Origin of the sequence: Streptomyces sp. NPDC001717 (assembly GCF_042892775.1) — a bacterium.
In the GTDB taxonomy this organism is placed as follows: Bacteria; Actinomycetota; Actinomycetes; order Streptomycetales; family Streptomycetaceae; genus Streptomyces.
In genome coordinates this window covers 23645-45383 of sequence record NZ_JBIAUK010000049.1, presented here as the reverse complement: position 1 = coordinate 45383, position 21739 = coordinate 23645, and the positions used below count along the sequence as shown (strand labels likewise).

The window sequence follows — 21739 nt, the reverse complement described above, 5'->3', positions numbered from 1 at the left end:
GACTGGCCACCCTGACCCGTGCACGACGGCTCCCACCGGAGGACACCGGACGCAGGGTGGAACTACTCGTGGACCGACTCGCGATGCTCTGACGCACCGCCCGCCGCGGGCCCGGGGAAGGGTCCACCGACCCCACCCTGCCTGCCTGCGGCAACGCCTCCGGTCACTCGGCGCGCGCACGGCGCCACCCCCCGACGCGACAAACTCACCGCCGACCAGCTCGCCTCCCTCGCGAAGCTGGGCGTGGCTGGGCGTGACAGCCTGCCCGGCTCATCGTTGAGCCGGGAGGTCAGCGAAGTGGAGGCCCCCGGGACGTCGGAAACCCCGGAGCCTGCCTCTTGTCCTCCGGCAACGCTCCTTGCGGTCGGGTGGACCCGAGCCTCCGAGACTGCGCCGCAGCCGACCGCCGGACCTGGCCCGTCCTGGCCGCCCACGCGCAACTCCTCCTCGCCCACCCTCTCGCCGCGGATCTCCGCCGGCCTTGGGAACCACCTGCGGAACCGAACAAGCCCGCCCCCGCCCGGGTCCGTCGGGAGTTCAGGAACCTGCACGCGCGGTCGGGTACGCCATCCCGTGCACCGCAATACACCCGCCCGGCCCCGCCCCGTCGGCTCGAAAAACCAGCGGCCCACCACCCGCTACGACGTCGGACGCGTCCTCGCCACCGGCGAGCCCTACACCCGCCCCGCCGACCAGAAGATCGGCACCAAACCCCGGCGCGTCGCTGGTGAAAGACCGCACGTGACTCGCGGAGCACCTCGGGCGCCGGAGCCCGATACCTGGCTGCGGGTGCTCACTGCCTTCATCTAGGTCGAGATCGCCACCACCACCTGGACGTCGATCATCTTCGTCCTGGCCTCCGGCGGCCTCGCGCTGTTCCGCTGTGCCCAGCGCCTGAGGAGCCGGCAGAGCGTGGAAGGCCGTTACTCGGCTCTCTGGGTGCCGGCGATCCGGGCACGGGCGGGTGGGGCCGTGCAGCACACGGCATGGCTCTTCAGCGTCCTGATGCCGCAGCAGGTCTGCGCCGGTGATGGACGATGGCTGCCACTGCACGCCGCGCCCGAGGCCGGAGCGCGCGGCGGGATTCGCCGGACCGGGCGTACTGGAACCGCGGAGGGCGAATGGCTCCGACGAGACGCTCCTCGGACCTGATCACAGCCCTCGATCGCCCCGCCCCTTCCGCGGCGCCCACGACATGGTGGAGCCGGCAGGCTGCGCCACTGTGTCAGAAACGGAAGACACCCAGATCGCGCACCGTGTCGGCGAGCGCGCGGATGAGGTCGTTTTCGGCTTCGGTCCGCCAGACCAAGGCGAAGTTGATGGTGGGCATGTCGGGGAGGGGAACGAATCGGATGTTTGACATGCCCCAGTATTGGGCGACATGGCCGGGGAACGTGTGGATGATGTCGCCCATGCCTACGTGGCTGATCAGCTGATCGGCGTTGTCCGAAGCTGCGGATGTAATGCGTTCGATCTTGCGGCCGCGTGGAGTGTAGAAGGGCAGGTAGCTGTCTTCCCAGTAGTCAGGCATGCCGAGGGCGGTAGCGTGCGGGAAATCGGCGAGCAGTTCCAGCGGCACGGCGTCCCGAACCGCGAGCCTGTGGTCCGCGGCAACGGCGAGGATCCGGGAGTCGGTACAGAAGAGCGGTCCGACCGTGAAGCCCGGCTCCTCCACCGGCAGCCAAAGTACCGCGACGTCCATGGCACCGTTGCGGAGCTGGCCGAACACATCGGTGAAGGCCACGGGACGGATCTGGAGCCCCCAGGACGGGTATCTTGCGCGGAACGCCTTCCAGTAGGGGTGCAGATCAGCGAGGTTGAAGGGCATCATGCTGACGCGGAGCTGTGCGGTGATGCCGCGGGCCGCCAGCCGGGCGCGCTCCAGGGATTCGCGCAGGCCCGCGTAGACCGGCTGCAGGTCGTCGCGCAACTGCCGGCCGACCTCCGTCAGGCGCACAATGCGGCTGGTGCGGGTGAACAGCTCGGCGCCGATGCGCCGCTCCTGCTTCTTGATGGCCTGACTGACGCGTGCCTGGGAGACATGCAGCCGCTGCGCGGTCCGGCCGAAGTGCAACTCCTCGGCCAGTACCAGGAAGATCTCGATGTCCCGCAGCTCCACCGGCCCCCCAGCCCCTCCCTGTCAATGACCCGGCGGTTATCGAACCGCATGGGAGTACACCTTGATCACATCCGCGGATTACAAGATCGTCTGACGCATTGTAGGCATGAGGAAGGCTGCCCACTGCGGCTGAACCGACTCGCCGGCGCACTGGCCCGCAGCCTTGCCGAGCCACTCAAAGCCCTCGCGAGAAACTCTCTCCCCGGGGCGTGATGCGGTGCCCGGCCGTGTGGACGGCGCGTCAGGCGCCGGCCACCAGACGCAGTGACCTCACCTCGCCCTACCAGTGGTGACCCTCTGGAATCGAGCTGCTGCCTACAGGAGCATCGCAGCACCACGCCGCGCAGTGAGCACGGGCCTCCGATACGCGCTTGCCCACCGCCCGAGCAGGCACGCCGAGCCGCCCAGGCAGCCGGCCTGCCCGGGGATCAACTCGACACCGGCACACGATCCGCCACATGGCTCACCGTGCCGCTGCGCGGAACATCCCCGTCCGGCGCGGGGCGAGGCTATTCGGGCCAGGCGGAGTTCTTGATGACCGCAACGAAGTCGCCGCGGACGAATCCGGGCGCGTAGTGGCCGAGTACGTCGGCCTTGACGTTGCCGAACGTCGTCTCGGGCCGTTCCTCGATGCCCTTGGTGAACGCGGCCAGGATCCGGTTCTTGAAGTCCGGGCGCGGGTGGGCCTCCGTCACGGCTGTGCGCTGTTCGTCGGATGCCGTGTGGTAGCCGATGCCCAGGACGTCCAGCTCCACTCCCCTGGTGACCAGGGCGATCTCGGGTGCCATGTGCAACGGGATCTCCGGCGTGGTGTGCAGGGCGATCGCCGTCCAGACTCGGTCGGCTGCCTCGCCGGTTATGCCGTGGGTGTGCAGGAATCGCCGCGCCTCGTCCGCACCGTCGATCTCGAAGCGCTGGTCGGTGCGGCGGAACCGCTCGGTCAGCCCCAGGTCGTGGAACATCGCCCCGACGTACAGCAGTTCCGGATCGAACCGAAGCCCTTGTTCGCGCCCGCGCAGCGCTCCCCAGAGGAAGACGCGCCGGGAGTGGTCGAACAGCAGCGATGAGGCCGCGTCACGGACCAGTTCGGTCGCCTCCCGTGCCAGAGCGCTGTCCGGGATCGACACTCCCGCAATCGTCTCGCTCATGTTCTCTCTCCAAATTCTCGTCGCAACAGGCCGACTCCCAGAGTCGCCGGGCACGTACCATGGCGCCATGTCCTTCCTGATAGAGAATCCACAGATTCAGACATGACGCATCGTGTGGGTTTCGTGGTGTTCGACGGCGTGACCATGCTGGACGTCAGTGGCCCTGCGGAAGTCCTGCACCAGGCGAGTCGGTTCGACCACCGCTACGAGCTGATCCTGATCTCTCCGTGCGGCGGGGAGGTCAGGTCCTCGAACGGGATGCCGCTGGGCGGCACGGTGACGGCCGCCGAGGCCGGCCGGATCGACACGGTGCTCGTGGCCGGAGGTGACCGCCTGGCGGAGCAGCCGATGGATACAGAGCTGCTGGCGACGACCCGCACCCTGACTGCGCGGGCGCGGCGGGTCGCTTCGGTGTGCACGGGCGCCTTCGTCCTCGCCGAACTCGGTCTGCTCGACGGACGCCGGGTGACCACTCACTGGCGGCATGCCGGCACCCTCGCCCGCCGTCACCCCCGGGTACTCGTCGAAGCGGACGCGATCCACGTCCAGGACGGGCGGTTCATCACATCCGCGGGCATCAGCGCGGGCATCGACCTGACCCTGGCCCTGGTCGAGGACGACCACGGGCCCGATGCCGCCCGCCGCATCGCACGCGAACTGGTCGTCTACCTCCAACGTCCGGGTGGCCAGTCACAATTCACCACGGCCACCACCCCGCCCCCGCGCAGCGACCTGCTGCGCCCCCTGATCAGTTCCGTGCTGGCCGACCCGGCCGCCGATCACGATCTGCCGTCCATGGCCCGTGCCGCGGCCGTCAGCCCCCGGCACCTGACCCGGCTGTTCCACACGGAGCTGGGCACCACCCCTGCCCGCTGGGTCGAGCGGGTCCGTCTCGACCGCGCCCAACAGCTCCTCCTCGACGGGCACAGCGTGACATCGGCGGCCCGGCACAGCGGACTCGGCAGCGACGAAACCCTCCGTCGCGTCTTCGTCCGTCACCTCGGCGTCACCCCCACCACTTACCGCCGGCGCTTCGCCACCACCGGCACGGTCCGAACCGCCGTCCCCCCTGCCAAGGAAACGAGGAAACAACCCAGGGTCTGAAGGAAGGCTCTCCACCAGTTCTGCCAGTTCTGCCGCCTCCCATGGGGTCGGGTTTCGGCACGACAAAGCGGTACCGGTCAACTCGTAGCGAGAAGGAACCGGTTCCCGACGGCGGCCCACGGGATGTCGCGAACGCCGGGGACGCCGGGTGAGCTTGGCCTGCGTTGGGCGGCGCCGGAGCTCATAGGCGGCGGCATCGGCCGAGGCGGCTCGGTAGCGGTCCCGACCGCCGTTGCGGGCGATCTCCCGGGAGAGGCTCACGGGTCGGTCCAGTCGCTTGACCGGCCGCCGGGCCGATTCGCCAGCAGCGATGCCGCATGATGTCTGCTCCCGCTCGCGGCGCTCAACTGCCGTCCTGAGCGTGTCTGCGGAGTGAGGCGGACACCGCGCTCTGGTACAGGAAGTGATGGGCGTGCTGCGTCGGCGCCCCGAACGCCCGCTCAATCACGAACGACCGCCTCTCGCACCGGCTTCTCCAGGAGTCATGCCCTCGCGGGCGGCGAGAGCGCGGTGGGTGGGCAGCCGTGTCCCGGGGGCGAGGCGCCCGGTCCGGATCTCCGATGCGAGCGCGTCGACCAGCTTTTTGCATCGCGGGGCAGCCATGCGGCGGATTGGATCCATGACAATTCTTTGACTGTCCTGCCCGCGGATCCTTATCGCATCACAGCCACCCGGAAGGAACTCCCGCCGTGCACATCGCCATCCTCACGTTCGAGGGCTACAACGGGCTCGACTCCCCTGATCGCGCTCGGTGTACTCAACCGCATCAAGATCGTGCGGCTGGCGCCGTGCTGGTGGCATAGGTGAGCACCTGCATGTCGGTCACGACCAGCTGCCTGTCTCCGGCCTTGCGGGCCCGGGCTGTGTACGTGTCGCGGGCCGTGGTGAACTCCGCCGGGCTGATGGCCCGCAACGCCGGCGCTACCGACTCCACATCCTCGGCTGGTCAGCGAGGTGACCTGTTGCGCCAGTTGACGAAGGACGCCTCACCCAGGGTCACGCTGATCTCCCGCTCCTGGAAACCCGCATCGCCCAGGACCTTGCGAAGGAACTCGGCCATGCCGAAGGCGTGCAACTGCATCTTGTCGGTGTATCTCACATAGGTCAGGACGGGCCATCGATCCGGGTCTTCGTCCGTGGCCGCCCAGCAGTAGATGTCCGCACCCGAGGTGACGCCCCAGGCCACAATGGACTCAAGGTCCACATCGAAGTCGGCCTCGTCGCAGCACGTCTCCCAGAGCTCGCGGGCGATGCTCGTCTCGTCCTCCAGGCCCGGACCTGGCGTGTACGGGTAGCCTTCGGCCTGCAGCGACGGCAGCAGGATGCTGATCCCGTCGCTGATCACCCCCGACCCGTACACCTCCATGAAACGGACGTAGTCCGATGGGAAACGGGTCTTCCAGGCCGCCTCGACCTCACCCCAAGCGACCCGCTCGTCCATCCCGTGAGCCACCGGCATGAACTCGGCAAGTGCCGCTACCGCTTCCGTCCCACGCATGCCCCACCCCACCCCACCCCTCGCCTCGCCTCGCCTCGCCGAACCGCACGGTGCGGAGCATCGTTCTGGCAACACCCAATCTACGAGGGCCGACCCTGCAATGGATCCGCGGGGCCCCACCTTCGCATCCTGGATGGATCCGAACGAGAAGGCCTGGCCCGGGCTCGGGGTGAGCAGCACGAAGTCGGCGTTCGACGGATCGAGGCAGAAGGCCGGCCGACCGACGCCCTCGCCGCCAGCCGGACCCATCTGCACACTTTGCTTCCCTCATCACAGCGAGTGTGGAAGGTCTCGGGGGTGACACCACAGATCCTGCAGACGGGCTGCACGAGGAGGATCGCAGCCGAATCGAAGCTGCCGCAGCGACACTCGGTTGCATCTTGATTCCCAGGCGCGTGCTCAGGAAGCGATACGACGGACCGGCGCAGATGGACGACTGGCAGCACCTGTGGTGGCACCGCTTCTTCGACTACACGTGATCACTGGCGCCAAGGCATTCAGGGAGTTCCCAGACCCGACTCCACCATCACGGATCGGCGCCGAGCGGCGGCGCGAGGCCGTCGACCGGGTCACGGCCCTCCAGATCAACCGGCACGGCAACCGGGTCTGGCGCGCGGCACAGAGCCTGCTGGACTCCGAGCACATCCGTCGCGCGATCGGGGAGGTCTCCACCCCGTACGGGGCTTGCCGCGAACCGTCCAACGTCGCTGCTGGTGGCCACGCCTGCCCGTTGCGGTTTCGCTGTCTGGGCTGCGAGCACTTCTCCACCGACGTCTCCTACCTCCCCGACCTAAAGGCCCACCTCGCCGACTTGCTGCGCAGCCGGGAACGGCTGATGTCCGCGTCAGGCGAGTCGGCCGGGCCCGGCTGGCGACCTGGCTGAAGAATCACGGCGTCCGCACGCTCAGCATCGCCAAGAACACCGCGGATGCGGCTGTGACTGCCGGCGAGGCCCAGCACACCGTCGTTCCCGGCGAGAAGACCTACGCGAAAACGGTCCATACCCTGGCCAGGGAGGCGATGTCCCTCGACCGGCTCACATTCGAGCGGCAGAGAGGTCGGAACGGTTCACTTCGCGGCGACCGGGCCGCGCATCCGGTCGCTCATCCACTTCAGGTCACCGTTGAACAGGGTGTCCGTGTACTTGTAGCCGTCGTGGCCGCCCTCGAAGGAGGTCACCTTGGTCTCGATCGGGCCCTTGGTGATCTCCTGGCGGAGCTTGTCGAGCGCCGCGACCTCCGCCTTGGGCTCCTTCGTGCCCATCAGGAAGGAGATCGACACCTTGTAGCCGGTGGTGGTACCGGTCGCCGGCGAGGGCGAGGGGCTGTTCTTGGGCTTGGGGCCGGCCTTGGCGCTGCTGGACGGGCTGCTCGAGGGAGCGCCCGCGGCGCCGCTCTTCTTGATCAGCTGCTCGGCCAGCCAGGCCGGGCTGTTCTCCTGCTTCTCCTTGGGGTGGCCGTTCCACAGCGGGGAGTCGGGGGCCGCATCGGGTCCGCCGGCGATCGCCACGCTGAACCGCTCGGGGTACTGAAGCACCATCTTCATGCCCACGTAGCCGCCGGAGGAGGAGCCGAAGAAGCCCCAGCCCTTCGGGTCGGCGTAGGTGCGGAAGTTCTCCCGCACCAGGTCCGGGACGTCGTCCGAGATCCAGGTGCCCATCTTGGGCTGCCCCGGTATGTCGCTGCCGTCGTAGTAGGTGTCCTTGTTGGCGTTCAGGACCGGCATGATCACGATGAAGGGCAGGCTCTCGCCCTTGTCGGCGGCCTCGCCTATCCGCTCCTGAAGGCGGAACTCCTTGGAGAAGAAGTAGTTCGTCGGGTAGCCCACGGCACCGGGCAGCGCCATCAGGACCGGGAAGGCGCTGTTCTTGTACTCGGGCCGGTCGTACTGTTTCGGGACCCAGGCCCACACCCGGCCGGTGAAGCCGGACTTCGGCCCCTTCAGGTCGACGTGCACCACCCGCGTCCCGTCCGCCAGCGTCCTCTGCGGGTCCCACGTACGCGGGTTGGTCGGCATCCGTACGTCACTGGCGACCTTGGTCTCCCCCGGCTTCGCCGACTCCTTCGGGGCGAAGGAGACGGGATCTCCGTCGCTGGAGCAACCGGACAGCACGGCGACGGCGGACAGGACGAAGGCCACGCAAAGCGTGGCGGAACGGTGTTTCACTAGGACTCCGGCGCAGACTGAAGGATCTCGAACGCGGTCTCGAACGGACCTCGCAGGTAAAGATCGACACGGCCACATTTTGGTTCCATCGAAGCGCCACGAGGTTCGTCAGGGCGCGACCCGCTTCAGAACGGTGCGGGTGACCGGGCCACAGAGGCCCGGGGGACGGCGCCGGGCGCCGCGACGGTGGACCAGCCGGGAGGAGGACCTCATACCGGCCCGTGCGGAGGCCGAAGCTCCTCCAGCAGGGCCGCCTGCCGGCCGTTGAGTCCCTCCACCGTTGCAGAGTGCTGCTTGTCGCTTGAGGGCGGCTCGGGGATAGGGGGCCTCCTCAACCGCCCCCGGCTGCGACGTTCCTGCGCCGCAGCCGGTGTCACCTCCGACTTTGGGGCCGTTGGGTGGACATGGCCAACGCTGTCTCCAGTGCGTTGCGGGTGCTCAACGTATGCGGGTGCTCGTCGCCCAGGATGCGGACGCGGTCATCGAGGGTTCGGCGCAGCAGGTCTATCGCCTCGGCCTGCTCACCTGCTCTGGTCAAAGCGAGAGCGAGGTTGTGGCGACTGGCAAGGGTGTCCGGGTGCTCGGGGCCCAGGATGCGGGTGCGTTCCTCCAGGGTGCTGCGGTGGATGCGCACAGCTTGTGCGTGCTCGCCCATCCCGTCCAGCGCGAGACCGAGGCTGTCCCGGCTGGCCAGCGTGTGCGGATGCTCCTCGCCCAGAATGCGGGCGTGGTCGTTGAGCGCCTGCCGCAGCAGGGGTATCGCTTCCGTCTGGTCACCCGCCCTGGTCAGGGCGCTGGCGAGGTTGTGGCGGCTGAGCAGGGTGAGGTGGTGCTCGGGGCCCAGGACACGGATGCGGTCCTCCAGGGTGCTCCGGTGGATGCGCACAGCTTGTGCGTGCTCGCCCATCCCATCCAGCGCGAGACCGAGGCTGTCCCGGCTGGCCAGGGTATGCGGATGCTCGGGGCCCAGGACACGGGTACGGTCGTTGAGGGTCTGGCGCAGCAGACCCACCGCCTCGACGTGCTCACCCGTCCCGTCCAAAGCGCATGCGAGGTCATTGCGGCTGGTCAGGGTATCGGGGTGCTCGGGGCCCAGGATGCGGGCGCGGTCCTCCAGGGTCTGCCGGAGCAGACGTATTGCCTCGGCCGGCTCTCCCATTCCGAACAAGGCATTGCCCAGGTCGTTTCGGCTGGTCAGGGTATCGGGGTGCTCGGGGCCCAGCATGCGGGTCTCGATCTCGAGGACCCGTTCGTGCAGCAGGCGCGCCGCACCGAAAGCGCCGGCCTTCTGCAGCACCTGCGCCAGGGTGTTGAGAGTGGTGTGGTGGTCCGTGGCGGTGCGTGGGTCCGCGTGGTCGAGCAGCAGCGGCAGGTGGGGGGCGAGGAGCACGGCTGCGGGCCAACCAGCGCGCCCGCGCTGGTCGGCCTCGTGCACAGCGGTGGTCAGTCGCTCTGCAAGAGCCCGGTGCCACACGGCGAGATCGGAGGTCTCGGCCGTGAGGGCGACAGCGTTGATCTCTCGGATCAGGGGATGCAGCACCACTTGGGCCCCCTCACTGCGGCCCGACGCCGGGCCGGTGCTGCCGGGAGAGTGGGGCAGGCCGAGGAGACCGTAGCGGTGCAGGCCGGCGAACGCGGCCTCCAGGGCCGCCGCGGTGACGTCGTGTCCGGTGACGACGGACACCAGGTCCGGGGTGATCAGGGACAGTGGGACGGGGGCCCCAGCCAACAGGGCGAGCAGTCGCAACAAGGGGCGGGCCACAGCGTTGCCCTCCCCGGCGAGCTGGTCCAAGGACACCTCCCAGGTGTGCCGCACCACGGCGCGGGCGACCTGCGGATGGGAGGAATTCGGGTGCGCCGCTCCCAACAAGAACCGCATTTCCTGTTCCAGGGCCTGGCGGTAGGCGGCAAAGGTGCGGTAGCGGCTGGTGGGTCCGGCCAGATAGGTGCCGGCCGCGTGCAACGCCAGTGGCAGCCCGCCCAGTCGCGCCGCCAGCTCCCGGGCCTGCTCGGCGGTGCCGGCCACGGGAGCAGCATCCAGCAGGACCTGCCCCGCAGGTCGCACCGGCAGCGGCTCCAGTGGCAGCAGCCGTGCGCACGGACCCCAGGTCTGCTCGCTGCCATCCCGGCTGGTCACCACCAGCAGGCCCCGACCGTGAGGACGGATCCAGCCGCGGTAGTCGGCCACCGGCTCCCCTGCCGGGCCGATCTCGTGCGGCTCGTCGGCGTTGTCCACCACCAGCAGCCACCGCCGTGCCCGGCCCAACTGTCGCCAGACCACATCCGGCAGGCTCGCCTGCCCCGCTCGCGCGGCCTCCAGCTCTGCCTCTGGCAGGCCGCAGGCCAGTGCCGCCTGCACCATCTGCTGCGCCAGCTCGGCACCGTCGCGCCAGCGCACCCAAAACACTCGCCAGCCCGCCGCCTCGGCCTGGGTGGCCAGTTGCGCGGCCACCGTTGTCTTGCCGATCCCGCCGACCCCGCACAGCACCGCGAACCGGCCTTGTGGCCGCGGAAGCATGCCTGCCAGCACGGCGAGTTCACCCTCACGCCCCCGCACGCGCTGAACATGCGGGGGGCGTAACGAAGCCTGCCGGCCTCGGGCCAGTCGGCTCACCGGTGCCGGCCGCGCCGGGGGCCTTGGTGCGGCATCCAGATACCTGCCCCACAGCAACAGCCCGATGCTGACCACCACCAGCACGGCGAACACCGGCCAGATCACCCACGCCTGCGCCGCCCAGCCAGGCACCGCGTCACTGGCGTAGTTGGTCACCGGCCCCAGCACAGCCGCCACCAACGCGGCCCCTCCCGATACCGCCGACCCGGCCCACGCACCCCGTCTACGCCCCACGGTCTGCCACCCCCGTCCACCGTCACCAGGATGCTCCCGCCTGGATCACGTCCATGGAAGGGTGCGGGTGGTCACGACACCGGCGGCGGTGTTACTCCGGTCCAGTGTCCGGATGCCGAGCCTGCTGCAGGGATTCGGCCACCCTCGGTGTGCAGGGCGCGGTGCCAAGCGCCCCTCGTGCAGCCGCGCACCAGTAGACGATCACGCCGGATGTTGTGCGTCGTAGTTGTCCGTCCGGGCCATTTCGCGTGCTCAGTCACAGCCGTCCGAACATTTCAAGCCCCCCTCTGCAGGCGCCTGCTGAACGTCCCGTCATCGGACATGGCGCCTCACCATGCGCACGTTGGCCAACGAAATCCGAGCCTGACCAACGGCCCCGGCACACCTGAGGGTGCGCCGGGACTGCTCACAGCCGTTGAGCCCCTACGCGCTTGCCGCCCTACGGCGGGCGAGCTGCGCGCAGCGCAGGCTGCCGCCCGCGTGCCACCCCCGCACCGGGGCGACGTCGTCGCCGTGCTCGGCGCACCAGAGGACCGGGGCCAGGCCGCCGCAGTCGTGGCGCTACGCATACGCAGGCCGCCGAATCCGGACCTGAACAGGTCGGTCACCCGGACATCCCCGAGCACCGCGAGCGGGCCCGCACCCGGTGAGGTGAGCCGGGTCAGCGTGGCCCCGACCGGGCCCGCCGCCAGAGCGGCCAGCGCGTCGGCGTCCGTGTCGTCGGCGACCCAGCCCGACAGCCGGTCGGTGCCCTCGATGTCGTCGGCGAGGCCCAGCCACGGGGCATCAAGCCGGAGCCGGCCTGTGGCGTCCCCGGTGCCGCGCACCAGCAGCGAGGCCTGCCCCGCCCCGGCGGGAAGGGTGATCTTGTCGTGAGCGAGCCGCCACGCGACGACGTCGGCCCGCTCGAACTCCGGATGCACCTCCGTCCCCCCCCGGTCGGAGTGGGGAAGTCGGGGCGGCGACGGCGCCAGTGCGCCTCCGCTGGGCTGCACCGGCCCGCTGCTCGAGTCAGGCGCCGTCTGTCGATGGAACGCGTCCCGGGCGGCCGAAGAGGTACTGCGCACTGCGGTTCCGCCTCGCGCATCGCTGTCCGCGGTGAGCGGGTGCGTCCTGATCAGCCACCTGGATCGGGTGTCGGGCCGGCGCCGGATGCCAGTTCTGGTCACGCAGTCGGGGCTGCAAGGATCCGGGGGATCACCTGTTCAGGCCCCGCGTGAGTACAGTGCTCCGACGAGGAACCCCGCCCCGATCACAAAGAAGAGCCCGCCGAGCGCGACGCCGAGCCGCCAGAAGCCGCTGCCCTCGGCCGGGAGCGTCCATCGCGAGGGATCCGTCGGGTCGTAGCGAATTTCGACCCGGGTACCGACGGCCGGGGTCCTGGCGAGGGAGCGGGCTACGTTCGTGCTGGTTTCCATGGCTTGTCCATCAGCAGTGGTCCACGCTACGACCGGGGAGTACACGGTGGTCCCGGAGCTCCGGATGGTGATGGTGGCTCCTTCGCCCGGCCCTTCCAGCTTCGTCGCCTCCAGTCGGGTCACGACGCCCTGTGCCCTCGCTCCCCGTCGGAGCAGAGTCCGAATCTGGCGGACCTTGCGGTACGCCGCCGTGCCAACAACGGCTCCGGGCAGAGTGAAGGCCAGCGCAAGTATCCACAGGACTTGGGAAGCAGACATGGGTCTTCTCGATTCAGCAGCAGCAAGAGAGGGATGCGTGGCACGCTCGGCGCCGCGCCGGAGGAACAGCTGGGAAGCCACCGCCGACACCCCGCCACCTTCGCCGACGGCCGCGCCGTTGGAAGCCGAACCCTGTGCAGTAGTTGACCACGGATCGCGCCTTGGCCGCTTCTCTCTGCCCCGTGAACAGGTGACCGTGCGCCGTCCCACCCGGCGAACCAGGCGGCAGACTGGGCAGGGCCAGCGCCGCCGACTCCACAACCCCGGGAACTTTTTGTTCCCGCACCTCAGCGCAGCTGGTTAGCTAGCCGTTTAACCGTCGAGCTGCTCTTGGATCGCCTCATGGACTGCGAGTTCCTCTGGAGTGCCGAGGAAGGCGGGCCCGCAGCCGACCGGAAGGCGCTCCAAGACCATGGCGATGGCGTGCGAGACCGTCTCCGCAGGCCCCACGGCCTGCGAACGGAGAGGACCTGACACCCAGTAGCTGTCTCCGGCAGCAGGCTGGATGTAGGGGATGTCCCACGTCCACCCTTGTTCGGTGCAGCGGCTGAAGTGCAGCTCGCCCATGCCGGTCCAGGGGAACAGCTGCCGCAGGCGCGGTTCGGCGTACGCAGCTTCCAGCAGCTCCGGGCGCACGCGTCCGTCAGCGCGGACCTTCTGCCAGCCCACTTCGACAGCGTCATCGCTCGATGGCCTCAGTGTCATGGGGACATCATGACCGCCATCCCTCAGGCCTGCTTGTGTGGGGGCGGGGCTTGTTCGTCGGGGTTTGGTGCCGACCTTGTGGTGGGCGGGTCGGGTGCAGGACTCGCCGGTAGCGAGGACGCGGCCGACGTCATAGCGGGTGGTCGACTGTCGGTTCTTCGAGCCGAGCGGGCAACCGGGGCCGGGCCTTGTGGGATTTGGTGCAGCGGCTGGCGTGCCTGTTTTCGCACGGAGGTTCCTGAACCCCCGCCGGACCCGGGCGGGTGTGAGTCTGTTCGGTTCGGCCGGCCGCTCCCAGGGACGGCGGAGGTCCCGAGCGAGCGGGCGGGCGGGCGTGCGCGGCCAGCACGAGCCAAGTCCAGCGGTCGCCCGCTTCCGATTTCCGCAGTCGGGGCCTGGTCCAGCCGAGCGTCTGCTTGAGCAGCCGGACCGTGTGTTCCACGTCGAACCTGCGCCGGAACGCCTGCCAGCAACGGTCCACGTCGTGCGTGGCGGCGCCGATGCCCGACCACAGCCAGACGGGCTTGTTCACCCCTCCGCTGGGCAGCGTCGCGACCGTCAACCTGATTACGGTGCCCTCGATGACGGGCAACGATCCCTCGTGGTCGCCCCAAGCAGCCCGGCGGGTGAGCCCAGGGTGGAGCCGGTCCCAGGTCTGGGCGGTTGCAGTGCCATAGCGGTCGGTGTTGGTGACGGTGACCGCGGTGGTCTCGCCCCACGTGGTCGGGTCACCGAAGACGAACTCGCCGCCGTGCTTGGGAGGGCGGCCGCCTTGCGGCGGGGAGATCCACGGCACCGGGACAGGCTTGCGCATCACCCGGTCTGAACGGAGCCGGCCCAACACCTCGGCTGGAAGACCGGCCAGGAGATGAGCAATGCGGGGCGCGTCGTATCCGGCGTCGAGGACGACCAAGACGTTCGGGTCACCCTCCGCCCCCCCACTGGCCGGCGTCCACGAGGCGACTGACGACATCGCTGACCTGATCGGCGGTGACCGCGGCCAGTTCGGTACCGGGCTCCAGCCGGATCGCGTCCAGCAGGGCGGTCCACGAAGTCCGGCCCGTTTCCAGCGCGGCCACGATCCAGTAGGGCCGGCCGGGCACCCTCTGGTGCTTTCCCGGGCCCCGGCCGAAGGCGTGGCAGAACGAGCGGTCCGAGCCAGCGTGCTCGACCAGTCCCCCGATCCAAACTTTCGAGCCGCAGCGAACCTGATCCCAGCATCGGACCCCGGCCGCTCACATATCTGGTGAACAGCGGAAACACCGATCAAGTTCGAGCCCCGTTCGGCTCCAGACCATAAACGTCAAGCTCAGGCTGGTCGCCGTATTGGTCGTCAAGTCGTGGATGCGGTTGGTGCGCCGTAGGGTGGCGCGGTGCGGTATTTGGCGGAGTCATTCATCCTTGGGTCCTTGCGGCGGGGTCGTCCGGTCGAGCAGTTTCTTGGGCCGTGCGGCTCGTCAGAGCGTCCGGGAGTGCGCTATGTAGAGGTTCGCCCGGTGAAGACGGCCTATGAGGTCTATCTCCACACGGTCGAGGACGCCGGCAGCGAGAGCTTCCTGAACCTGGGCGAGTTTCCGCCGCTGGACCCCGATGACGGAGACGACGAGTTCGGCCGGCTGCTGGGCATGGCTGAGGACCCGCTCGCCGCGCTCATCGCTGCCGAGCAGTGCTCTGGAGCGGAGCGAGGGCGGTGGGTCAACGAGAACGTGGTCCAGGACGAGTACGGCGACTTCGTTCGCGCGGGCCGACCGCCGAGGGCCTCCCCTGACGGTCATCCGTGGCCCGCTGGCGACCACATCGTGAACGTCGTGGGTGACGGGCCCGGGTCAAGCTCGTCGACGACGGCCTGCGAGGCGCGACGCATGACCTGAATGGCGGTTAGGTGTGTCGTCCTGGGACAGCCCTCAAAGCGCGTGTCCCTGGCCGGCGGGGAAGCCGGAGCGAGGGGCTGCACCGCGGCCGCGGCGACCGAGCCGCGCAGCAGTTCCGCCAGGTCGCGGGGGTGCGCCTGCTCGCCGGTGGGGGCCGCCGCCGCGATCCGGTCCAGCCGGAAGCCCCGGCCGGACCGCCGGGCGCGGCACCAGGCGATGAGGTACCAGTGGCCCTTGATCAACCATGTGATCGGCATCTTCTGATCGCCATCGGAGCGCCGCTCGTCGGCATCCTCGGCAACGTGATCGCCGACAACGTGCACGACGGCATCGGCCGCACCGTCTCGATCGGCGGGGTCTTGGCAGTACTGGGGGCCGCGGCCTGGTTCATCATCCGCAGCTTCTGACCCGCGAGCATCCCGCCCGATGCCGGCACCCGGCCGGCAGGATGGTCGGTCAACTCCGGCCCCACAGCGGGCTCATGCCCGGCGCCCGGCGCCCGCTCAGAGCAGATCTTTGATGTGCGCGCGGAGTACGACACTGACGCCGTTGACGGAGCGCAGGTCTTCGTCAACGTGTGCTCCCGCGTCGACCCCGCGATGGCAGACTTCGCCGAGAAGAAGACGAAACTCGCGAACGGTGCCGAGCCCCTGACGGCGATCACCCTGCCGGTCGCCGGGCCGACGCCTCGGCCGGATACACCTGGCAGTTCCTCTACGCCGACTCCACCGTGGCCAACTCGTGGGCGGACTCCGCGGTCCTCGCCGGCTTCATCGTGATCGAGATCCACATGTGCAAGGACCCGGCACGCCCCACATCAGCCTGCTCAGCACCCTCAACACGACTATCGCGTCACGCTCACGCGAAGCGCAGACCGGCAAGACTCCCTAGTCGCCGACTGGTAAGCCGCCGAACGCGTCGAAATCCCGAGAAGCGATGGAGGGGGGCGAACTGCGCCTGGCTATGGGACAGTTCGTGATGCTGCGTCACTGGCTGCTGGGGGAAGGGCACGACATGGCTGGCGAGTTTGAGGGTGTTTGGCTGACGGCGCGCCAGGTGAGCATTTTGTGGCCGGGCGTTGGTGCTCGCTCGGTGTATGTAAATGCGCTGGCCCACGGAGTGCAGGTCCGTACGGACAGCTGGATGACCACCACCGGGTCCGCCAGCAAGACGTGGTATCACGCCGACGACGTGCGCCGAGTGGCCCCGCAGATAGCAGCCCAGCCACCCCTCAAGGGGCCGTCCCCGCTGCCGTGCTGTCTACTGCTGATCGTTCTGGCAGCGGTACCAGTCGTCTGGCTGGCGCTGGCCATACGAGACACAGTTTCTCCCTAGCGAGCTCGTGCAGGGTTGGCGACCTTGATCGTCATGGGTGCAAGCCTGGCACGGGGATGGCGGCTCGCACGAGCCATCCGTCGCCCTTGTCCTGCGGTCCGGCGGAGAGTCGCCGCCGAGCGCTCGGACGCGTTCGTCCATCCCACGCACACCGTGCCCGACCGCTTCGGAGGTCTGCGCGACGGTCCGGCCGTCGTCGGTGACGCTCACCTCCACCCGCCCGTCGACGAGCCGGACGGTCACGTCGGCCCGTGACGCCGCGGCGTGGCGGACCGTGTTGGTAAGGGCCTCCTGGACGATCCGGTGGACGGCGAGGGAGACCGGTGCGGGGACAGCGGCGAGGTCGCCGGCCGTCTCCAGCCGTATGTCCAGCTCCGCCGAACGCATCCGGTCGATGAGCGCCGCGATGTCGGGGACTCCGGCCGCGGGGTCTTGCGGGGCCTCCCCGGGCGCGCGCAGCACGTGGACGAGCGCGCGGAGGTCGCGTACGGCCTCGGTGCGGACCTGCTGGGCGGTGGTGAGCGCGGCCCGCGCCTCCTGCGGCGGGTCGTCCAGGGCCTCGGCCGCGACCCGGAGCTGGATCCCGACGACGGTGAGGGTGTGCCCGACGACGTCGTGCAGTTCGCGGGCGATGTCCAGGCGGGCCTCCGCGATCCGCCGGCCGGCCTCCAAGTCCCGCTCCCGCGCGGCCCGCAGCAGGCGCTCGTCGCGTTCGGCGCGCCAGCGCAGCCGGTTGCGGTAGGCGGTCGCGGCGGCGAGGAGCACCGCCAGCCACAGGGCCTCGGCGCCCAGGGAGCCGAGGCCCTCGCGCGGGGTGGCGCCGCCTGCCGTCGTGTCCCAGGTCGCGGCGAAGGCCAGTTCGGCGAGGCCGATGCCGGCTGCCCACGGGAGGCCGGGGCGGCGGCCGGGCCGGTCGTCGGCGGCCAGGGTGGCGTAGGCGGCTGAGAGCGGCCACACCCAGCCGGCGTCGGTGAGCCCGGAGGTGCGAAAGACGACCACGGCCTGCACGCTCAGCAGCAGCACGGCGAGCGGCCACCGGCGGCGCGCCAAGAGGAGCAGGCCCAGCCACAGGGCGAGCGGCAAGGCTCCCGCGGCGTCCAGTCGGCCGCCGAACCGGGCGGTGCCTGCCAGGACGGCGACGGCGGTGCCGGCCGCGAGGAGCCCGTCGATCAGCCGCGCCGCGCGGGGGTCGGCAGGGGCGGGGACGGGGGGCGGTCCATGCGCCGATCATGCACGAGGGTCCCACCCGTGCTCGTCGCGGGGGCGCGTCGCGGTCAGGGCGAGCGCAATCCACCCCAAGTCGGCGGCGAGTACGAGGCGTTCGACAAGACCGACGAGCGTGGGGGCGCCGCCCAGTCCCAGCGACGGACCGCCGTCCATCACGTCGACCAGGAAGACCGCAAGCGCCGCCGTGGCAACGACCGAGGCCACAGTGAGGGCGCTCAGGGCCGTGCGCAGGCCGGGCCGTCGGGCGGCGAGCGTCTCGCGTAGCAGCACGGCCGCGGTCGGCAGGGCGGCGAAGGCGAGGAAGGCGGCGTTGCCGTGGACGAGTTCGGACAAGGAGGGGCTGCTCCAGTGGCCGGGTGGGTCCGCCGGGAAGAGGGCCGCGACCAGAACGCCGCCCGTCCACACCGCAAGCGCCGCCCGGCCGGACCGTCGGGTCCCGGCGCCGAGCCGTACCGCGAGGGCGGCGGAGGCGGCTCCGACGGCCAGCAGTGCCGCCGGGAGCAGCCGGCCGGCCGTGCCGTTCACGTACCGGCTGAGGGTCTCGCTCACCAGGTCGTACCCCGGGTTGCGCATCTCCACCACAGCCATCGCCAAGGCCCCGGTGCCGATCAGCATGAGCGGAGCCCATACTCCCGCCGCCGGTGCCGTGTTCGTCGCCGTCATGCCGTCCTCCTCGGTGTCGTTCCGGTGATCCAGAACCTACGGAGGGGGCGGGGGCGGCCGCGTCGTCCCGATGCAGACACCCAGCCGTACCTCGGATGGTGTCGTCACCCGGCCGGCTGCACCGTTTGGTGTACGTGCCGGAGCGCAGACGGGGCTCAGGGACTGATCCGCTGAGGCCCCCGACTTCTACGCCAAGGCGCGACACCGGCGCCGAGAAGACCGACAGCGTGAACTGGCCCCAGTCCTGTTCGCGGGCGACGGTGAGGAAGGCAGCGACGAAGACGGACCCTCCGTCGAGGTCTGTTTCGATGTGAGCACGACCTCGACGTCAGGTGACGCGGACGGCGACGGATTGCTCGACGGCTGGGAGCGCAACGGGTACAACGCGGACGGTTACGGCGGCATCGAGGTGGACCTGCCGGCTTCATCCGGGAACCCGAAGGCCACAGCGGCGTCAGGGGGTGGCAAGACCCTCACAGCTCGGGTGCGGGCGGGGGCTCGGACGGAGTCGGCCGGGGCTCTTGTCCGCGGGGGCGGTGGTGCCAGGCCACGTACGAGCCGGCGAGGGCGGAGACGTAGCCGGCGAGGGCCTCGGCGGTGACGTGGCCAACGAGGACGAGGACGACGATTCCGGTGGCGAGCATCGCCAGGCGCACATGTTCCGCGATCAGCGGGTGCGGCAGGCGAAACCCGTCAACGACCCGTCTCCCGGCGTGCCGCTCCGATACCTGCCATGACGACGAGTACGGTGCCCGCCGCCTGCACGGCGGTCGGGGTCTGGGAGATGAGGAGCACGCCGGCCAGCAGGCTTACGGCTGGCTCGAGGCCGGCCAGGGTGCCGTAGGTGGTCTTGGTCATGCGCTGGAGCGCTTTCATTTCCAGCAGGAAGGGGACCAGCGGCATCAGTACGGCGATGCCGGCCGCCGCGGCGGCCACCTTCCAGTCGAGGTTCACGACCGTCTCCGCCGCCCCGAACGGCGCGGCGACGACTGCGGCGACCGCGAGGGAGAGGGCCAGACCGTGCTGCGCCGAGAACCTGCTGCCGACGTGCGCGGTGCCAATGACGTACAACGCCCAGCAGACGGCCGAACCCAGCCCGAAGAGGACTCCTGCGGAATCGGTGACGCCGGTCCACGGCGAGGTGAGGAGCAGGACGCCTGCCGCGGCCAGCGCCAGCCACGCCAGTTCCCTGGGGCGCCGGGAGAAGGCGACGGCGACGGTCAGCGGTCCGAGGAACTCCAGCGCCGTCGCCGTACCCAACGGCAGCCGGGCGGCGGACTCCGAGAACAGCAGCATCATGCCTGCGCTGACTGATCCCAGGGCCACGGTGACGATCAGATCGGCCCGGGAGGCCGCGCGTACCACGCGCCACAGGGACCGGCCGGTGAAGACGAGCAGGAACACGGCGGCGAAGGAAAGACGCAGCCAGGTCGTGCCGGCTGGGCCGAGGGAGTCGAACAACTCGGTCGCCAGGGCACCGCCGGTGTGCAGCACCGCCATGGCGACGAGGAGGAGCACCGCCCCGGGCAGACCGCGCGGCCGGGCTGCCGGCCGCATCGGGCCGTGGGGGGTGGCGGCAACCTGGTGAGATGCCACGACAGGGGCGGCAGAGGCGTTCATCCCGCCATTGGAGCGGGCATCGTTCCCTGCTGTCCACGGGCTAATAGTGGCGTCAATGGCCACTATTAGCGGATGATTGTCGTATGGCACCCCAGGACACACGCCCGCTTCCGGATCTCGGCCGACTTCGGCTGCTCGTAGAGCTGGGCCGCCTGGGCACCATGGCTGCGGTCGCCGCGGCCACCGGATACGGGACCTCGGCCGTCTCCAAGCACCTCGCCGTGCTGGAGACGGAGGTCGGTGCACAGTTGCTGAGGCCGGTGGGGCGGCGGGTGCGGCTGACGCCTGCGGGCGAACGCCTGGCGGAGCACTCGGTCGCCATCCTCGCCGCGGTGGAGGAGGCGCGGGCCGAGCTGAGCGGCGGGGCCGAGCCGGCGGGGCGTGTGCGGCTCGCGAGCTTCTTCACCGCGGTCGAGCCGGTGGTGCTGCCCATGCTCGCGCGGCTGGGGACGGCTTTCCCGCGGATCGAGGTCGAGACCTACGAGCACGAGCCGGATCACACCATCGATCTCGTTCGCTCGGGCAGCATAGACCTCGGGGTGGTCTACCACTACAGCCTGGTGCCGCGTACGGTCCCACCGGAACTCAGCGTCCGGCAGATCGAGGAACAGCCGCTCTTCCTGGCGGTCCCCGCCCATCACGCGGACGTCGGACGGCCCGTCGCGCTGACCGAACTGCGGGACTTCGCCGGATCTGGATGGATCGCCAATTCGCGCGGCACCGATGACGACGAACTCGTCCAGCGGGTGTGCGCGATCGCCGGTTTCGCGCCGCGCATCGCGCATCGCATGGACAGCCTGCACCTGGTGAACAGCCTCGTCGGGGCGGGCCTCGGAGTGGCCCTGCTCGCCGAGTCGGGAATCGAACGGGATCGCACCGATGTCGCCTTCCGGCCCCTCGACCCCCTGGCCGGCACCCGCCGCACCTCACTCGTGGTGCGCACCGGCCAGTGGTCCTGGCCTCCCATCGCAGCCGTGACCTCCCTCATCACGGAGCACACGGCGGCGATCGCCGCCGCCTGACCCACCAGCGAGGCCGCGGTTGCGCTCCTACTGCCGGGCATCCTCGAACTGAGCGCCGAACCCGGCCTGCTCAGCCAGCGCACGCAGTTGTGCGTCAGGCTCGGCACCTGCTCGCAGGAGGGCGGCCATATCGGCCGGGCCGACGCCCGCATCGGTCAGGATCCCCAGCGCCCCGGCGGGCGAGGGACCGGAAGCGCCTTCCCTCAATTCCTCGACATGCAGGGCGTCCACCACCTGGGCAGCGAGGGTGTGCTGCTCTGCAGCCCGCGTGTCCGAGAGCATCAGGTCCGTCCCACCGGGGGTGGGACGCACGATCAGGAAGAACTCCTCGTCCGCGTTGAAGAGTCCCAACACCACGTCAGCGTCGTCGGTGGCCGCCTCGCGCACGGTGGTGATCGCCTCGTCAAGGCCGGTGAGCGCGGTGCGCCCCAGCCGGGTGCACTCCCAAGAATCGCCCCGGCGGACGACAGCGACGGCGTAGCGGTGCTTCGCATGTTCTCTCACCCCTCCACACCTGCCCGGCCCGCTGGGCGGTCAGCCGTCATGTTGCCGGTCATGCCCCGCTCGGAGCAGGCAGCACCCCCGCCCCGGTCCGGCTACCGGCCTCTGCGCAGGAGCTGGACGACGGCATCGGCATCGGCCCGGCATGCACTCAGGAAAGCGCAGTCGACTGGCGCGGGGACGTCAGCGGGCCCTCTGCTGGTAGAACGTGGACGGCGTCGTCACCGTCGACAGCC

The 21739-nt window shown here is 70.0% G+C and carries 17 protein-coding genes and 2 pseudogenes; 5 read left to right on the top strand and 14 right to left on the bottom strand.

Annotated features, from left to right (window positions below):
* Positions 1 to 92: pseudogene (locus tag ACFYZL_RS39000) on the top strand (TetR family transcriptional regulator); the annotation flags it as partial.
* Positions 93 to 1225: 1133 nt separating this feature from the next.
* Here ACFYZL_RS39000 and ACFYZL_RS38995 read toward each other — a convergent pair.
* Positions 1226 to 2119 carry a LysR family transcriptional regulator gene (locus tag ACFYZL_RS38995; RefSeq protein WP_388685801.1) on the bottom strand — a complete coding sequence of 298 codons (894 nt, stop codon included), beginning with the start codon at positions 2117 to 2119 and terminating at the stop codon, positions 1226 to 1228.
* 509 nt (positions 2120 to 2628) lie between these two features.
* Entirely contained in the window at positions 2629 to 3267 is a 639-nt protein-coding gene (locus tag ACFYZL_RS38990; RefSeq protein WP_388685799.1) for an HD domain-containing protein, read from the bottom strand.
* A 102-nt stretch (positions 3268 to 3369) separates the two neighbouring features.
* Between ACFYZL_RS38990 and ACFYZL_RS38985 the strand changes: the two genes are divergently transcribed.
* On the top strand, positions 3370 to 4371 hold the full coding sequence (locus tag ACFYZL_RS38985) for a GlxA family transcriptional regulator (RefSeq protein WP_384752708.1): 1002 nt from the start codon (positions 3370 to 3372) through the stop codon (positions 4369 to 4371).
* 946 nt (positions 4372 to 5317) lie between these two features.
* Here ACFYZL_RS38985 and ACFYZL_RS38980 read toward each other — a convergent pair.
* Positions 5318 to 5869 (bottom strand): SMI1/KNR4 family protein, encoded by a 552-nt coding sequence (locus ACFYZL_RS38980; protein ID WP_388685797.1) that lies wholly within the window; start codon positions 5867 to 5869, stop codon positions 5318 to 5320.
* 475 nt (positions 5870 to 6344) lie between these two features.
* Here ACFYZL_RS38980 and ACFYZL_RS38975 point away from each other — a divergent pair, with 475 nt between their 5' ends.
* The gene (locus ACFYZL_RS38975) at positions 6345 to 6752 is read left to right on the top strand and encodes a hypothetical protein (protein WP_388685795.1); all 408 of its coding nucleotides are present in this window, start codon (positions 6345 to 6347) and stop codon (positions 6750 to 6752) included.
* Positions 6753 to 6937: 185 nt separating this feature from the next.
* On the opposite strand, the gene ACFYZL_RS38970 is transcribed toward ACFYZL_RS38975, so the two are convergent.
* The 5 genes and pseudogenes from ACFYZL_RS38970 to ACFYZL_RS38950 form a co-directional block, all read right to left on the bottom strand.
* Positions 6938 to 8008: an alpha/beta hydrolase gene (locus ACFYZL_RS38970; RefSeq protein WP_384752717.1), complete on the bottom strand. Its 1071-nt coding sequence runs from the start codon at positions 8006 to 8008 to the stop codon at positions 6938 to 6940.
* A gap of 400 nt (positions 8009 to 8408) precedes the next feature.
* On the bottom strand, positions 8409 to 10805 hold the full coding sequence (gene fxsT / locus ACFYZL_RS38965; RefSeq protein WP_388685793.1) for an FxSxx-COOH system tetratricopeptide repeat protein: 2397 nt from the start codon (positions 10803 to 10805) through the stop codon (positions 8409 to 8411).
* Between the two features lie 1283 nt (positions 10806 to 12088).
* The gene (locus ACFYZL_RS38960) at positions 12089 to 12559 is read right to left on the bottom strand and encodes a DUF3592 domain-containing protein (protein WP_388685810.1); all 471 of its coding nucleotides are present in this window, start codon (positions 12557 to 12559) and stop codon (positions 12089 to 12091) included.
* Positions 12560 to 12871: 312 nt separating this feature from the next.
* Entirely contained in the window at positions 12872 to 13264 is a 393-nt protein-coding gene (locus ACFYZL_RS38955) for a DUF6193 family natural product biosynthesis protein (RefSeq protein WP_384752728.1), read from the bottom strand.
* Positions 13265 to 13354: 90 nt separating this feature from the next.
* Positions 13355 to 14421, bottom strand: a pseudogene (locus tag ACFYZL_RS38950) (transposase); the annotation flags it as partial.
* Positions 14422 to 14760: 339 nt separating this feature from the next.
* Here ACFYZL_RS38950 and ACFYZL_RS38945 point away from each other — a divergent pair.
* Positions 14761 to 15135: a hypothetical protein gene (locus tag ACFYZL_RS38945; protein ID WP_388685812.1), complete on the top strand. Its 375-nt coding sequence runs from the start codon at positions 14761 to 14763 to the stop codon at positions 15133 to 15135.
* Here the strand turns inward: ACFYZL_RS38945 and ACFYZL_RS38940 are convergent.
* The 5 genes from ACFYZL_RS38940 to ACFYZL_RS38920 form a co-directional block, all read right to left on the bottom strand.
* Positions 15036 to 15392, bottom strand: coding sequence for a WYL domain-containing protein (locus ACFYZL_RS38940; RefSeq protein WP_388685807.1), 357 nt, complete (start codon positions 15390 to 15392; stop codon positions 15036 to 15038). The two genes, ACFYZL_RS38945 and ACFYZL_RS38940, sit on opposite strands and share 100 nt — an antisense overlap.
* Positions 15393 to 16395: 1003 nt before the next feature.
* Entirely contained in the window at positions 16396 to 17553 is a 1158-nt protein-coding gene (locus tag ACFYZL_RS38935) for a sensor histidine kinase (protein ID WP_388685791.1), read from the bottom strand.
* 144 nt (positions 17554 to 17697) lie between these two features.
* Positions 17698 to 18360, bottom strand: coding sequence for a DUF998 domain-containing protein (locus ACFYZL_RS38930; protein ID WP_388685788.1), 663 nt, complete (start codon positions 18358 to 18360; stop codon positions 17698 to 17700).
* Between the two features lie 473 nt (positions 18361 to 18833).
* Positions 18834 to 19004 (bottom strand): hypothetical protein, encoded by a 171-nt coding sequence (locus tag ACFYZL_RS38925; RefSeq protein ID WP_384756852.1) that lies wholly within the window; start codon positions 19002 to 19004, stop codon positions 18834 to 18836.
* Positions 19005 to 19053: 49 nt separating this feature from the next.
* Complete coding sequence (locus tag ACFYZL_RS38920) at positions 19054 to 19980, bottom strand: DMT family transporter (RefSeq protein ID WP_388685785.1); 927 nt, start codon at positions 19978 to 19980, stop codon at positions 19054 to 19056.
* A gap of 83 nt (positions 19981 to 20063) precedes the next feature.
* On the opposite strand from ACFYZL_RS38920, the gene ACFYZL_RS38915 reads away from it, so the two are divergent.
* Positions 20064 to 21002 carry a LysR family transcriptional regulator gene (locus ACFYZL_RS38915; RefSeq protein ID WP_384756847.1) on the top strand — a complete coding sequence of 313 codons (939 nt, stop codon included), beginning with the start codon at positions 20064 to 20066 and terminating at the stop codon, positions 21000 to 21002.
* Positions 21003 to 21029: 27 nt separating this feature from the next.
* Here ACFYZL_RS38915 and ACFYZL_RS38910 read toward each other — a convergent pair whose 3' ends face one another.
* Complete coding sequence (locus ACFYZL_RS38910) at positions 21030 to 21506, bottom strand: tRNA adenosine deaminase-associated protein (RefSeq protein ID WP_388685782.1); 477 nt, start codon at positions 21504 to 21506, stop codon at positions 21030 to 21032.
* Positions 21507 to 21739: the final 233 nt, after the last annotated feature.